14 protein-coding genes and 1 tRNA gene are annotated in these 14779 nt (G+C 55.3%); 9 read left to right on the top strand and 6 right to left on the bottom strand.

Annotation, left to right across the window (positions count from 1 at the left end; genetic code table 11):
- Positions 1–6: 6 nt before the first annotated feature.
- Positions 7–1002: a tRNA dihydrouridine(20/20a) synthase DusA gene (gene dusA, locus BUB55_RS05315; protein ID WP_073188881.1), complete on the bottom strand. Its 996-nt coding sequence runs from the start codon at positions 1000–1002 to the stop codon at positions 7–9.
- A 147-nt stretch (positions 1003–1149) separates the two neighbouring features.
- Entirely contained in the window at positions 1150–2097 is a 948-nt protein-coding gene (locus BUB55_RS13785; RefSeq protein ID WP_083596895.1) for an FISUMP domain-containing protein, read from the bottom strand.
- Between the two features lie 110 nt (positions 2098–2207).
- On the opposite strand from BUB55_RS13785, the gene BUB55_RS05300 reads away from it, so the two are divergent.
- From BUB55_RS05300 to BUB55_RS05285, 4 genes are all read left to right on the top strand, one after another.
- On the top strand, positions 2208–3119 hold the full coding sequence (locus tag BUB55_RS05300; protein ID WP_073188875.1) for an aspartoacylase: 912 nt from the start codon (positions 2208–2210) through the stop codon (positions 3117–3119).
- A 101-nt stretch (positions 3120–3220) separates the two neighbouring features.
- The gene (locus BUB55_RS05295; RefSeq protein ID WP_234971813.1) at positions 3221–3883 is read left to right on the top strand and encodes a hypothetical protein; all 663 of its coding nucleotides are present in this window, start codon (positions 3221–3223) and stop codon (positions 3881–3883) included.
- Entirely contained in the window at positions 3876–5144 is a 1269-nt protein-coding gene (locus BUB55_RS05290) for a hypothetical protein (RefSeq protein WP_143152915.1), read from the top strand. Before BUB55_RS05295 ends, BUB55_RS05290 begins: the two co-directional genes overlap by 8 nt.
- Before the next feature lie 13 nt (positions 5145–5157).
- The gene (locus BUB55_RS05285; protein ID WP_073188871.1) at positions 5158–6057 is read left to right on the top strand and encodes an HAD-IIA family hydrolase; all 900 of its coding nucleotides are present in this window, start codon (positions 5158–5160) and stop codon (positions 6055–6057) included.
- On the opposite strand, the gene BUB55_RS05280 is transcribed toward BUB55_RS05285, so the two are convergent.
- Positions 6035–6577: a DUF4391 domain-containing protein gene (locus BUB55_RS05280; RefSeq protein WP_143152914.1), complete on the bottom strand. Its 543-nt coding sequence runs from the start codon at positions 6575–6577 to the stop codon at positions 6035–6037. The two genes, BUB55_RS05285 and BUB55_RS05280, sit on opposite strands and share 23 nt — an antisense overlap.
- 59 nt (positions 6578–6636) lie before the next feature.
- Positions 6637–6709, bottom strand: a tRNA-Gly gene (locus BUB55_RS05275).
- Positions 6710–6864: 155 nt separating this feature from the next.
- Here BUB55_RS05275 and BUB55_RS05270 point away from each other — a divergent pair.
- The 4 genes from BUB55_RS05270 to BUB55_RS05260 are packed head-to-tail and all read left to right on the top strand — an operon-like array spanning position 6865 to position 11714.
- Positions 6865–9429 carry a VPS10 domain-containing protein gene (locus tag BUB55_RS05270; protein ID WP_073188968.1) on the top strand — a complete coding sequence of 855 codons (2565 nt, stop codon included), beginning with the start codon at positions 6865–6867 and terminating at the stop codon, positions 9427–9429.
- 16 nt (positions 9430–9445) lie between these two features.
- Entirely contained in the window at positions 9446–9958 is a 513-nt protein-coding gene (locus tag BUB55_RS14555) for a hypothetical protein (RefSeq protein ID WP_234971812.1), read from the top strand.
- Positions 9955–10803: a hypothetical protein gene (locus BUB55_RS14550; RefSeq protein ID WP_234971811.1), complete on the top strand. Its 849-nt coding sequence runs from the start codon at positions 9955–9957 to the stop codon at positions 10801–10803. The genes BUB55_RS14555 and BUB55_RS14550 overlap by 4 nt, the downstream gene beginning before the upstream one ends.
- A gap of 14 nt (positions 10804–10817) precedes the next feature.
- Positions 10818–11714 (top strand): hypothetical protein, encoded by an 897-nt coding sequence (locus tag BUB55_RS05260; protein ID WP_143152913.1) that lies wholly within the window; start codon positions 10818–10820, stop codon positions 11712–11714.
- Between the two features lie 106 nt (positions 11715–11820).
- Here BUB55_RS05260 and putP read toward each other — a convergent pair whose 3' ends face one another.
- The gene (gene putP / locus BUB55_RS05255; protein ID WP_073188866.1) at positions 11821–13362 is read right to left on the bottom strand and encodes a sodium/proline symporter PutP; all 1542 of its coding nucleotides are present in this window, start codon (positions 13360–13362) and stop codon (positions 11821–11823) included.
- Positions 13363–13415: 53 nt separating this feature from the next.
- Positions 13416–14339 (bottom strand): cysteine synthase A, encoded by a 924-nt coding sequence (gene cysK / locus BUB55_RS05250; protein ID WP_073188864.1) that lies wholly within the window; start codon positions 14337–14339, stop codon positions 13416–13418.
- 155 nt (positions 14340–14494) lie between these two features.
- On the opposite strand from cysK, the gene BUB55_RS05245 reads away from it, so the two are divergent.
- A partial coding sequence (locus BUB55_RS05245) for a hypothetical protein (RefSeq protein WP_143152881.1) occupies positions 14495–14779 on the top strand: 285 nt, incomplete at its 3' end.

The following is a 14779-nucleotide window of genomic DNA, read 5'->3' as shown; positions in this document are numbered from 1 at the left end:
CGGGTTTTAATCTTCCTGCACCAGGTCCATCGCCTTTTGGATGAGGGCGACGGCTCCGCCGTATTCGGCGGCACGCGGGGCGCCGTTGCTCAAGAGCTGGCGGTACTTGCGGGCGCCGGGGAGCCCGGTAAAGAGCCCGTAGAGGTGCTTCACCAAGATGGTGGCGGGGCAGCCTTCGGCAGTCTGCTTCTCCACGTAGGGGAGGTACGCTTCCAAGACGGCTTTGCGCGAGGCGTAAGGGCTGGGCGTCTTGTCGCCAAAAATCCGTTCGTCGGCATCCCGCAAGAACCACGGGTTTTCGTAGGCCTCGCGGCCAACCATCACGCCGTCCAGGTCCTGCAGTTGCTCTTCCACCTGGTCGAGCGTCTTGATGCCACCGTTGATGCTGATGTTCAAATCGGGCATTTCTGCCTTGAGGCGGTGCACAAAGTCGTAGTGCAGTGGCGGGACTTCGCGATTCTCCTTGGGGGAGAGCCCCTTGAGCCAAGCCTTGCGGGCGTGCACAATAAAAATGCGACACCCGGCATCCTTGGTAGTTTGTACAAAATCTGTGAAGAATTCCCAGCTGTCGAGCTCGTCCACACCGATGCGGCACTTGATGGAGACAGGGATGGAAACGGCGTCCTGCATCGCCTTGAAGCAATCGGCGACGGTATGCTTCTCCTTCATGAGGCACGCGCCAAAGTTCCCGTTCTGCACGCGGTCCGAGGGGCATCCACAATTCAGGTTCACTTCGTTGAAACCCGCCGCTTCCACGAGCTTGGATGCTCGCGCGAGGTCCGTGGGATTGCTGCCGCCGAGCTGCAACACGGCGGGCTGTTCGAGAGGCTCGTGCCCGAGGAACATCTCGGGATTGTCGCAGTGCAAAAGCCCGCTCGCCACCACCATCTCGCTGTACAGCAGAATATGCTTGGAAAGCAATCGCAAAAAATACCGTTCGTGACGGTCGGTGCAGTCGAGCATCGGGGCTATCGAAAGCTTGCGGTTGAAATCGAGGTCCATGGGTAAAAGATAGTTTTTTATGCTATAAATGGGCGTGGCATAGGGAATGTTTCAAAATGCCTATTGACTTTTTGTTATCAAAAGTATGCTTTTGAACTAGCCGAAACAACCTGAATCAATAGCTCCGGGACGGACCTCCCATTAGGTCTAGTCTTTCAGACACCTCACGGACAATTTCCAGGCCGTCTCCTCGTAAGCATAGAGACCTGGAGTTGCTTCCGTCAGATTCTGTCCAAAGTAAATCCCGTATGCTTGCCCGGCGCTGTCTGTTGCAGTCCATATATGTGCATCGATTCCGGGGATTGTTCCCGCAGAAGGGCTGACCATGAAATCTCCCGGGAGTACCCCGAATCCATAATCATCGGTTCCTGCGTTTTCGTGGAAGCCCTCGCGGTAAGTCCAGCCTGTATCCGACATCAGCTTGACTGCCGACCGTTCCCCCACAAAATCCAGCAACGCCTGCCATTCGCTCATTTCGGGTAAATGGCTGCCTGCCGGGCACGCCTTTACGGCGTCGGCCCATTCATACAGCTTTCCGTACTTGTCGCAATATTCCTGCTTGCCCGACAGGCAGATTCCGGTTGCCTCGTCTCCGGAATAATCCAGGTTTTCGGCAAACCAAGTTTGTGAACCGATTTTCACCAACCTGTATTCCCGATGGTCTCGCGGGTCCGCAAATACAAGCGTGTCTTTTGTGTCCATGCTGCTGGAACTTGGCGTAGAACTGCTGCTAGAGTTCAAGGGCGCTTCGGACGAAGAGCTGCCTTCTGCCGAGGAGTCGGTGGCTTTGTCGCTGGAAGAAGATGAGGGCGCTTCGGACGATGAACTTTTTTCAGATGTCGAACTCTCGAACGAATCCGCATCGCTAGACGCGTCAAATTCACTGGCGGGAATCCATTTGCCTGAATAGCAGAGGAAATCCTCGTCTTTGTCCTCGACAAAAACGACTTCGCCTTTACGCGCATCTGTGCATTTTCCCAGGTCGTAGATGGTCTCGGCTTGTAGAAGCTTTTTATCCAAGGTGACGATGTCGTCTTCGCCCGAACAGGCTACAAATAATGCTGCTGCCACTCCACCGATAATTGTTTTGCGCATAGAATCTCTCCTTCCGTTCTTCTGCAAAAATAAGAAAAAAGTGTTAGAAAGTGATTGACGCTGCAATCCGTTAGGAAACTCTTGCGCCTTTTTTTGCTATAATATCTAACATGACTACAATCAAGAACATTGTGGTTGCCGGAGGAACCCACGGGAACGAACGTACCGGGGTCGCCTTGGTGCAAAAGTGGATGGAGAATCCCGGGTGCTACAACACTCTTTGTCCCAGTGCGAATGTACAGCTTGTGTACGGCAACCCGGAGGCCATGCGCCTCAACCGACGTTACCGCGATCACGACTTAAATCGTGCTTTTTCGCAGGTCTGCCTGGACTCTACAGCGGATGTGGACCAGTACGAGTTCCGCCGCGCCCGTGAACTCAATAAATTGTTTGGCCCCAAGGGCGCAAACACCAAAACGGACCTGTTGCTCGACGTGCACAACACGGGTTCGAACATGGGACTGTGCTTGATCCTTTCGGCGCGGGATCCGTTCACCATGAAAGCGAGCGCCGTGCTCACGCAGGAATTTGAAGACACCTGGATTTATTACCAGCCCGAGGAACGCAGCGTGTCGCCGTACTTTGGCACGGTCGCCAAGGCGGACGTTTGCATTGAAATTGGGCCGCAGCAGCACGGCACGTTGAACGCCTCCATCTTTGAGCGTTCCGAGAAACTGGTCCAGCGCTACCTGGAACTGACCGAGGAATGGAACCGGGGGCAACTCCAGACCCGAGCCCCCATTAAAGTAGATGTTTACACCCAGCTGCGAGACTTGGGCTACCCCAAGGCGTGGGCGGGCGCCCCGATTGCCGCGATGATCCACCCGGACTTGGACGGCCACGACTACTGCGAACTCAAGAAAGGAGACAAGCTGTTCCGCACCTTTGACGGCAAGGACATTTTGTACGAGGGCGAAGCGGACGGGAGCACTAGCGTGTGGCCGATTTTCATCAACGAACCCGCGTATTACGAGAAGGACATCGCGATGAGCCTTACCGTGAAGACAGAGGAAATGTGGTAATGTGTCATCCTGAGCCCATTCGACAAGCTCAGGGTGAACTCCGAGGCGAAGCCTCGAAGTCGAAGGATCCAGGAATGAATGTTTGATTTGGAATGAAAAAAATGAGTGAATTTGATATGAGCAGTGTACCGGGCGAGGAACTTTCGTCCATCCCTGGCGAAGAACGCCTCAAGAACTTTATGGACCTGGTGCAGTCGCAAAAGGCGGAACCGTGGAATTCCCGCCTCCAGGACATTCTCGACTCGTTCGAGGACTTTTTGACGTTGCGTCCGGATCCGCCCCAGTCGTGGCTCGACAACTATGCCGTGAGCGGAAAAAAGTTCGACTACCACCAGGTGGTGCTTCCCAAGGATTTCGAGGACCCCTACGAAGACGACCTGGGCAACATCCGTCGCCTGCGCAACGAGTTCGACCGCGTGCCCAGTACCATGGCGCTGGAACACGAACTCGTCAGCCGTAACTACTTTATTTACGAGAATGGTCACGCCGAACCCATCCCGGCTCCGCGCCCCATGCTAATGCTCGAAAGCCAGGACCGCGACGACGACCAAGAAGAACTGGAAGGCGACATCACCTGGGACTGCTGCATCAGCATTTTCCCCGACGGGAGCTACGTATCGTACAACTTGGAACATGACGATGAGGAGGTTCTGGGTGAGGATTTTAAGGCCGTTTTCGAGAAACACATCAAAACGCTGTCAAAATTGCAGCTGGTGATACCCGTCGAGGGCCGGGATTATGGTATATTAAGGAGTGATGCGTAGGTCCTTGTTGAAATATGCGTTTTTGTTGACCCTGCTCTGTAGCGGGGCTTTTGGCGCATTCATCCAGAGCCCTATCCCGCCGAACTCCAAGCAGAACTACTTCCGTGACGCTGACGGCGACGGTCGCATGGACCTGGTCTCCCTCCGTTTTTTGGGAGTTATTTCGCAGGAATACCTCACGACGATGATTGATAGCCTTGTCTTTGACTGGCTCGATTCCAGCGGCGTGAAGTCCCGTTACGTAGTCCGCTCTGCGCAGATGTCGCTGGACCCCTCCAACAACCGCCAGGTGCTTGTGGACCTGAAGGCGAAACAGGAACGGTTTATGCCGCTCACGGCGAGGGATCGCAAGGACTACGCCGGCATGAATTTTGGTAATGCCACGCTTTATGTGGCCGACAGCATCGAGTACCCCTTGAACATCAGGGACGGCATGGCACCCACGATTTCGAACGCTCACCTAAAAAGCTACCGCGGCAAGGCTCCCGATACGCTGACCCTGAACTTTACCGAGAGCGTCCAACTGGACGAGGGCTGTGTTTCCCACTTTGAATTCAAGGGGACCAAGGACTCGACGGTACGCTTGCTCTCGGTGAACAGCATGGTGTGGGGGCACTGGAAAGACCAGGTGACCTTGCAATTGCCCGGGGACTTGACCGAGAAGGAACGACTTTCCACAAGGGATTCGATTCGTTTTGTGGGCGGCTGTGCGAGGGACTCCCTCCGGAACGCAACCACCAGCCAAGCGAAGTTCTTCCCGGTGACGGGATTCTACCCGTTTGACGTGCAGTTCCCGGTGATGGCGGTGGAGCACGGCGACGAGAACGAGAATGCGCCCGTGTTCCAGCTGGTGTTCGAAAGCGCCGAGGATTCCCTGCGAGACTCCGTTTGGCAGGTCTCCATGGAGGTGATGGGCGCCGAGTTTGAGAACGCCCTGCGCGAGGCGCTGGGCATGGACGAAAAAGTTTTTATTGACCCGTCCAAGGTGCAGTTCCTTTGCAGTGTGAAGATCTACACGAACTTGGGTTCGTATGTGGTCGGGACCAAAATGGACGTGAAGGGTGATGACCCTAGGTTCAAGTACTCGCCGACCCGCTTAGGATTGCGCTGGAACCTGATGGATGGCAACCGTCGCCGCGTGGCGACGGGAGCTTACCTCGCGAACATCATTGTCGCGGTGGAGTACGACGGCAACATCGTTTTCCGTACCGACCGCAACTTGGGTGCCGCGACCCGCGTCTTTGGCGTGATGCGTCGATAGGCGGTCTCAAACCATGGACCCGTTCGAGACATCCATCTACAAACGCTATCAATCTATTGTCGAGTCTTTCTTGGGAGGGCGGCCCGCGGCTTGCGCTCACCGTGCGGGGGCGGAACCTCGCCGAGTCCGCATGGCGGAACTCTTGGACCGCTATGACGCCTTTTGCTTTGACGGTTACGGGACTCTCTATAACCGCGGCGATTTCGTGTACCCCGGGGCGCTGGAATGGTTCCGTGCGTTGCGTGCCGCGGGCAAGCAACTGCGGCTTGTGACGAACGCCGCCTCCAATACCGACGACGTGCTGGCGGCCGAGGCCGATGCCCGCGGGTTCGACTTTGTCGAGACGGAGACGGTTTCGTCGGGGAGCCTGCTCAAGGATTTTGTGAAGCGCCTGCCGGACGCCCCCCGCGACACCTATTACATTGGACGTGCCACTGGGGTGAACGTGCTTGCCGAGTGCGGGATTGCCGCCGTGGAGAACCCTGTGTCGCCGGTGGTGGCGGTGTCATCTTCGACTGCGACGGACGAAATGTACGCCCATGCGGTGGAAATTCTTCGTCGCCCGGGGGCCGTGCTCCTGGTGCTCAACTCCGACGCCTGGGCGCCGAACATTGACGGCACGCGCAAGCCCGTTTCGGGGGCGCTCGCCGAGCGCATGCGCCTGGATGCGGGTGACCCTGCGACTTACTACTTTGGCAAGCCTTTCCCCGCCATTTGGGACCGCGTGCGCGAATCGCTCCCGGCGGGAGCCCGCGTGCTGATGGTGGGCGATACGCTTGGGACCGATGTCTATGGTGCCGCTGTCGCCGGTTTTGACAGTGCGCTTGTTGTGGGGAGGAACGTGCCCGCTGCCGCTTTGGCTGCGGACGAGATCGCCCTCGGCATCAGGCCTACTTATTACCTGGAACCGTAGGGGCTTCTGCCGCAGTATTGGACTGCGTGGAATCGGCTGTTGCCTTTGGGTTCGCGACAATCACGTAGAGCGTGTCGTGCACGGTGACGGTGTCGTGGACAAAGACCGTGTCGTGCCCGCAAACCGGGACTGCTGTAGCGGCAGAGGATGTGACGGAAGAGGAACTTTGCGGCTTGGCGCTGCTCGGGGCGGGATTGGGCTGGTTCTTGGCTGCGGCTTCCTTGGCCTTGATTTTTTGGGCGAGGGCTTCGCGCTTCGACTTCAGTTGGTCAAGCTCCTTTTTGATGCGCTGCTTGTTATTTGGCCTGCGTTCGCGGGAGTATTTGCCCTCCAACTTGTTGATTTCTTGGTCGAGCGCCCGCAGTTCGTCGTACTCGGGCCCTTCGCCCTCGACCGTCGGTACAGGCGAAAAGAAGTCCTTGAACTTTTGCCACATGGATTTTTCTTCGGCGTGGAGGGTGGTGGAGCCCGCCACGATGGCGAGAAGTAAAATTCCAAGACTTGTTTTGCTAAAATACATGCAACAACGATAGAAAAAATGAAAAAAAGAAATCCACGATGGATGTGGATTTCTTTTCGAGCGGGAAAAGGGTCTCGAACCCTCGACATCGACCTTGGGAAGGTCGCGCTCTACCAACTGAGCTACTCCCGCATTGTTCAAAATTTAACAAAAAGGGCGTTTTTTGTAAAGGGAAACCGCATGTTGTGTTTACATAAACGCTTATTCGGCTCGGGAACGAAAAAAAAGGCGGTTTGGGCTTCTTTGATTTAGTTTAATATCGGAAAATTTACAGTATGGGAGTCCGCATGCTCGGAAGAATAGTTCTTGCAGAAATGACGCTGGTTTCGCTTATGGCGGGAACGGCGTTTGCCGAAAAGTACAACTGGAGCAATGTCCGCTTCGATGGCGGCGGCTTTGTGAGCGCCGTGATGCCCAGCGAGCAGGTCGAGGGGCTGATTTATGCCCGCACCGACGTGGGCGGCATTTACCGCTGGGACGCGACTACTTCACGCTGGATTCCCCTGATGGACTGGATTTCTCAGAACGACGTGGGCCTTTACGGTACCGAGGCTTTTGCTTTGGACCCGAACGACCCCGCGAAAATCTACGTGCTGGGCGGTACGGGATACTTTAGCAAGGGCCGCACGGCGGTGCTCCGCAGCAGCGACTACGGCGAGACCTGGGACACGAGCTACGTGGAAATGCTTGCCCACGGCAACGGCATGGGCCGCCAGACGGGCGAGAAGCTCGCGGTGGACCCCAACAACTCGAATATAGTGCTTTGCGGGAGCCGTACCAAGGGGCTTTACAAGAGTTCCGACGCGGGTAAGACATGGACCAGCCTTTACCAGGTGGCGCTCTCGAGTGCGACCGAGAGCAGCCTGAACGGCGTCAACGGCATCAGCTTTGTGCTCTTTGACAAAGCGGGTGGCAAGCTCGCCGATGGCAGCACCTCGACTATTTACCTAGGCATTTCTGAGACCAAGGACAATTTTCAAGTGAGTAAGGACGGCGGCAAGACTTGGAGTGTGGTTGCCGGCGCCCCCTCGGGGCTCATGCCCCATAGGGCCAAGATCGTGGACGGCGACATGTTCATCACGTTTGCTGACGGTCCTGGCCCTTACAACATTAGCCGTGGCGGCGTGTTCAAGTACAACATGGCCTCGGGCGCGTGGACCGATATCACGCCCTCCGACAGCGTGGAGGTGAACAACGGTGACCCCAATGCCGCAAAGCAGATGAAGCTGGAAGTGGACCAGAGCAGCTACGGCGGCATTGCTATTGACCCCAAAGACAAGAACCACATTGTGGTGACGACCTTGGGCAAGTACACCGGCCGCCATTACTACAAGGACGGCACCGAGAACTACGGCGACCGCATTTACGTGACGACGGACGGCGGCAAGACGTGGAAGCACGGCCAGCACTACAACGATGGCGTAAACATGGACGAGAACGGCAACGCCTGGATCCACGGCAACGCCATCCACTGGGCGGGCTCCATTGAGTTTGACCCGTTCAACAGCAAAAAGGTCTGGGTCACCAGCGGCAACGGCGTTTTCCAGACGGACGACATCACCGCCGACGTGCCGGTGTGGAAGTTCCAGAGCCGCGGCATCGAGGAAACTGTCCCGCTCGATGTGGTGAGCATTCCCGGTGGCCCCCTGGTGACGGCGATTGGCGACTATGACGGCGCCAGCTACTACAACATCAACGAAAGCTACGACCGCCCCAAGCCGATTGTGGGCACGACCGAGAGCATGGGCTACGCCGCGCAATCGGGCTCCCTGGTGCGCACGGGTGTCATCACGGTTTACGGGCAGTACGAGTCCATCAACTACAAGGTGATGTACCGCTCCGAAGACTACGGTAAGACCTGGGACAGCCTCAAGACGACGCTCAAGGGCGAGAAGGGCCTGGTGGTGCTCTCTGCTGACGGCAAGGTGATTTTGCACCGCCCGGACCAGAGTGCAAGCGTCTACCGCTCCGACGATAACGGGGTGAGCTGGACTGAGACCAAGACGGGCGAGCAGACGCAGTATGCGCGCATTGTCGCCGACCCGGTGAATGCCGATGCGTTCTACGTGATGAACGCCATGGGCACGCTCTACCGCTCCAAGGACGGCGGCAAGAACTTTAATGCAGCCACGGCGCGCCTGCAGAACGAGAGTGCCGGCGAGTATTACAATGGGGGTGGCCTTATACGTACCGTCCCCGGTCGCGAGGGACACCTGTGGGTTCCCATGGACCAAGCGCAAATGTGGCTCGCGAAGGGTTATAGCGAAAACGGCCTTGCCTATACCGAAGATGGTGGCGAAACCTGGAACCGCTGTGAGGGCGCAAGCACCGCCATCGCCGTGGGTGTCGGCAAGGCGAAGGAAGGTGCTGCTTACGAGACCATCTTTATTTGGGGTGCCGCGAAGGAAGGCGACCCGATTGGTATCTACCGCAGTACTGACAAGTGCAAGACTTTCGAGCGCATCAACGACGACGCCCACCAGTTCGGCGGCCCCGGCAACGGCAACCTCGTCCAGGGCGACATGAACAACTTCGGCGTGGTGTACATGAGTACGGTGGGGCGCGGCCTTGTGGTAGGCGCTCCCGAGGGTACGGATATTGTTTTGGGAAACAGACAGATTGCCTTGCCTGTATCGCCCCGCCTGCATCAGGAGAAGCGTACGCTCCATGTGACGGCGCCGATGGACGGTATGCTTGCCCTGTTCTCCGTAAACGGCAAGATGGTGCTTTCCAAGCAGGTGGCAGGGATCGCGCACGTTTCGCTAGAATCGCTCCCCGCCGGCCGCTACGTGGCGAAGCTGCTCAATTCTACGGGTAAACCTCTTGCAGTCAAGTTGCTCCAAATAAAGTAAATCTATATTTGGGCGCATGAAATGCAAGAAAATTCTTCCCGTATTTATTTTTTCCGCATTGCTGTTCGCAGCATGCGGTGACGACAGCTCTTCCGCTTCTGCGGACCCTTCTGCAGAAGAATCCTCTTCCTCCGTGGAAGAAGGCGATAACTCTTCTTCTTCCGAAAAGGACGCCAAGTCTTCGTCGTCCGAGGATGGCGACAAGGTTTCTTCGTCTAGCGAAAAGGCGTCCGACAATTCCCCGTCTTCTGCTAAGGAAGATTCCAAGTCGTCTTCTAGCGTAAGTAAAGACAAGTCCTCTTCGAGCGAATCTCCGAAGTCTTCGTCTTCTGAAGTTTCTTCATCTTCGATAGTGCTTCCGGAAGGGACCCGTGCTGCGAAACTCTCCGATTTACAGAAGAACTATGAACTCAAGGTGTTCGACCATACGGTTTACATGTCGACCGGCAGCAAGAAGGGCGTTGTCGCGCTCCGCATTCCGGACGAATTGTGGGGGTCACCTATACGGATTTTGCAGGTGGCGTGGTGAGTATTGAAAAGGGCAATAGCGGCGTGCAGTATAGCGAAACCGATGCCGCCAAAAAGATTGTGGAAAAAGTGAAAGAAGGCTTCAAGATTTCGTTCGTGGTCAAAGAAACCGACAATGCCGATGAAGACGACACAATTCTGTACTCTGTAGACGGTGGCGATTACAGCGAAGCCGTCAAGGCTAGCGTCGCTGTTCAGAAGGGCAAGGTCTCCAAGGCGGATTCGATCAAGAATAAAATCTATGAATGTGCCGATGGTGATACCACGAGGGTTTATAGGTTCTTCGATGGCTCGTATATCTATGAAAATTCGGTCGGCGACAAGGTGGTGAACTGGCATGCGGGCCGCTACGATATCCAGCGCAGCACCCTGTTGATGATCCCGTTCTACTATGTGGGAGAAGTCCGTACGTTGTTTAATCATTCTGTGGGCACCGACAACACCATTACCAAAATCTCGGGTGGAACTTTGAACTGTACGGTTGAAGGAATCGAGTACGAATACGAGAAGGCCGAGGATTTTGTCGGCGAATGGGTCGCAAAGAAAGATGGCTTAGATTGGACGTTTACCTTGACGGCTGACGGAACCTCGAAATTGGAAGCTCGCGAAGGTACAAAGACTGTCGAACGCAAGACGGGTACTTGGGAAATTTACGGCTACTATATGGTAATCGACAACAATACGTTCCTGAATGCGAGCAGCATAACTACCGCTATTTACGGCCAGCTGCAGACTGGACCGGTTGACCGTGAAACGGGCAAGATTAGCGGATTCTCGTTCATTCATAACGACCCGGATACGCCGCACATTCCGACCTCGTTCGATGCGCCGGAATATGACGACTAATGAGGGCCTTTGATATGAAACGCTTTGTGGCTTTATGTTTTCTTGTCGGCTATGCGCATGCCATTACTTGCATTGATGCCGTGCTGATGGAACGAAAGAATGAATTGTCCGGTTTCGTCGCTGATGATGGCGCGTATTTGGATAGCTCTTATGCTAAGTATGGAATTGGCGGTGAAGAAACCGTAAGTACGCAAAAAATAACTCGACTAGATGGGCAATTAATCGCCACTAGATACAAAAAGCGTGGTGATGAAGTTCAAATGGATACCGCTGCAATGGCAATTCGTAAAAGTGAGTCCGAAGTCGATGGAAGTGTCGAATACGAAATGGTCGTTCGTAAAGATCAAGTAAAGGATACCTTAAACTTTAATCTGATGTATTATCATTCGGGAAAAAAGGTATCTGATGATCAATTGAAATATTATCCCCATGGTATATGGACTAGTTACACCGACGTTGAAGAAGGTTATAGAGATGTTACTGATTATCATGTGCAGAATGATACACTTTTCCAGATTCTTGTTGGTAATGACCATGGTCCGACTTCGTCTGATACCTTGGAATATTACATCTATGTTCCGGACCAGACTGACCCCCACAAATGTGATTTATGGTATAGGCATGATGGAATAGGATCTGTTACGGACCTTGATGGTCACGAAGTTCAGGCAGGCGAATTCTACAAGAATTATGGGTTTACGGTTGTTGAAAATGAGAGCGGTTTTGTGTTAAAACGACTCCGTTATCACGATTTGCGTGTAGATGAATACTATATGGTTTATTCGAATGGGGCGCTATCGTCGATTGGAGTACCAACCCATGCGAAAATGCGTGTGCCCAAGGCTAGGGGATCCTTTGACGTAAAGGGTCGTAGCATCAACAAGAAAATACCCTACCGCGTGATATTTTAACTAAACGCAAAGAGAATTGAAAAAGGCCTGCTTGCGAGCAGGTCTTTGTGCTTTGAGATCCTTCGACGTCGCAACTTTGTTGCAATGCTCAGGATGACAGAATGGATTACAGCTTCATATCGCTCAAGCGCGTGTGTTCCACAGCATCGAACTCGTCTTGGATTTCCTTGCTGGGGGCTTTGGTGCAGAGGCTCACGATCACGATGGTCGCAAAGCTAAGCACGAATCCGGGCACGAGTTCGTAAATCTGGAAGATTTCGGCGGAGAATCCGGAGAGGTAGAACTTCCACACGAATGCGGTAATACCGCCCACGAGCATGCCCGCGATGGCGCCCGGAAGCGTGGTACGCTTCCAGAACAGGGCAAGGAGCATAATCGGGCCGAAGCAGGCACCGAATCCGCCCCAGGCGAAGCTCACGAGACTCATCACCACGTCGAGGAAGCTCTTGCCCTGTGCAGCGCCGTTGGCGCTGGGCGCCCCCTGCATGGCGACGATGACCGCGATAACCGTAATCGCCACGACCACGCCGCGGCTCACCCACATGACTTCCTTGTTGCTCGCGTTCTTGCGGAACAGGTGCTTGTAGAGGTCGTTACTGAAGGCAGACGCCGAAACCAGCAGCTGGGAGTCGGCGGTACTCATAATGGCGGCGAGGATGGCGGCCATGAGAATGGCGGCGACAGCCGGGTGGCAGAGTGTCTGGCAGAGAATCATGAAGATGCGTTCCGGGTCGGCGACGGTAATGCCGTTCGCTTCCACGTAGTAGCGGCCGAGGATTGCAATCATGATGGCGGCACCAAGGCAGATGGTCACCCAGGTCATGGCGACGCGGCGGGAGAACTTGATGTCTTCGGCGTTCTTGATGCTCATGAAGCGCACCAGAATATGCGGCATGCCAAAATAGCCGAGGCCCCACGCGAGGCTTGAAATCAACGCAATCAGCCCGATGGACTTGCCGGTGGTAGCGTTGGTGAACAGGCTCATCAGGTAGGGGTTCTGCGCGTTCACGGCGTCCATGGTGGCTGCAAAACCGCCCGAACCGGCCATGATAATCGAGGGAATGGCGATGACGGCGATGAGCATCATGGTCGCCTGGATAAAGTCGGTCCAGCACACGGCGAAGAAACCGCCCATGAAGGTGTAGCTCACCACGACGACCGCACCGATGATAAGGCCAGTGGTGTAGTCCATGCCGAAGATGGTGCCGAACAATTTAGCGCTAGCCACAAAGCCAGACACCGTGTAGAACAGGAAAAACGCGAGAATGAAAATCGAGGCGATGACGCGGATTACTCCCTTGTTGTCGCGGAAGCGGTTCGCAAAGAAGTCGGGCAGCGTGATGGAGTCGCCGCAGAAGTGGCTGTACTTGCGGAGCCTGCGACCCACGATTTTCCAGTTGAGGTACGTGCCGATGACAAGTCCGATGCCGATCCACGCTTCGGAGAAACCGCTCACGAAGATGGCGCCCGGGAGGCCCATCAAAAGCCAACCGCTCATGTCGGAGGCCTGTGCGGACATCGCCACGACCCACTTGTTCATGCCGCGGTTGCCCAGGTAGTAGGCGTTCAGGCTGTTCGCCTTCTTGGAAAAGTAGAATCCGATACCGAGCATCATCAGCAGGTACAGGATAAATACGGTAATGACCATTTGGTGAATCTCCTATTTTCGAATGCTTGTTTATTGAAATATAACTATACAGGCTACTTTTCCGTCCAGAGCCAGGTGCTCAGGTAGCGTTCGCCCGTGTCGGGGAGGAGCGCGACGATCCTCTTGCCCTTGAATTCGGGGCGTTTGGCGACTGTCAACGCGCATTCGAGTGCCGCTCCGGACGAAATCCCGACGAAGATGCCTTCTTCGCTTGCTGCCGCTCGGGCCGCGTTCCCGGCCTTCTCCGTGCTGGTGAGGTACACCTCGTCGACCACCTTCGGGTCGTAGATTTTCGGGATAAAGTTCGCGCCGATTCCCTGTATCTTGTGCGGGCCCGCGACACCCTTGCTAATCATCGGGGAGTCATCGGGTTCAATCGCAATCACGTAGACGTTCGGGTTCTTTTCTTTGAGGAACTTCGCGGTTCCGCTTACGGTGCCGCCCGTGCCCGCCGTCGCGATAAACACGTCCACGTTGCCCTCGGTATCGCGCCAGATTTCGGGCCCCGTCGTGAGGTAGTGCGCCTCCGGGTTCGCCGGGTTCTCGAACTGCTGCGGAATAAAGCTTCCCGGGTTCTGCGCCGCAATCTCGTTCGCCTTCTCGATGCAGCCCGCCATGCCCTTCGCGCCTTCGGTCAGCACGACCTCGGCCCCAAGCGCCTTCAATAGCAGCCTGCGTTCCATGCTCATGGAATCGGGCATCGTGAGCACCACCTTGTAGCCCTTTACGGCCCCCACGTAGGCAAGGCCTACGCCCGTATTGCCGCTGGTCGGCTCGATGATGAGGGCGCCCGGCTTGAGTTTGCCCTCCTTTTCGGCGCGTTCAATCATGTTGAATGCCACGCGGTCCTTCGCGCTTCCGAGCGGGTTGAAACTTTCGAGTTTTACGTAGACTTCGGCTTCGCCCTTGTTCAGCTTGTTGATGCGAACGAGCGGCGTGTTGCCGATGGTTTCCAAAATATTGTTGAATATTGCCATACTTCGATCCTTTTGGGTAAAAACTATAAAATCCCAATCGTGCTCAAGAAGATGCCCCAAAGTTAGTTGAAATTTCTGCAACCAAAAAGAAAAAGGTGGTCTCCAACTTGTAAATTTGGTTCAGCAAAAAAACACCAAGCAAGAGGATAACCACCATGATGAAAAGTACAAAAAGAACCCCAAAACTGTCAATCGTCCGCCGCGAAGAAATCGACATTTCGACCAGTATCGGGGTGGTTCTGGCCGACCTTGCCGAACAGGGGAAAAGCTGCCTTGACGCGCTGTCGAGGGAGATGGGCGCAAGGCTCGTGGAGGCGATACTCCTGGCCGAAAGGGAACAGCTCGGCGGTGCAGCATACCACCCCAGGGAGGGCTTCAAGAAGTGGTCCAGCCAGGGCGGTTCCGTGTACATCGCGGGCGGCAAGGCGAAGGTGCGCGTA

The organism is Fibrobacter sp. UWP2, from assembly GCF_900141705.1.
Taxonomy (GTDB): domain Bacteria; phylum Fibrobacterota; class Fibrobacteria; order Fibrobacterales; family Fibrobacteraceae; genus Fibrobacter.
This window is presented reverse-complemented; position numbering and strand designations above follow the sequence as displayed.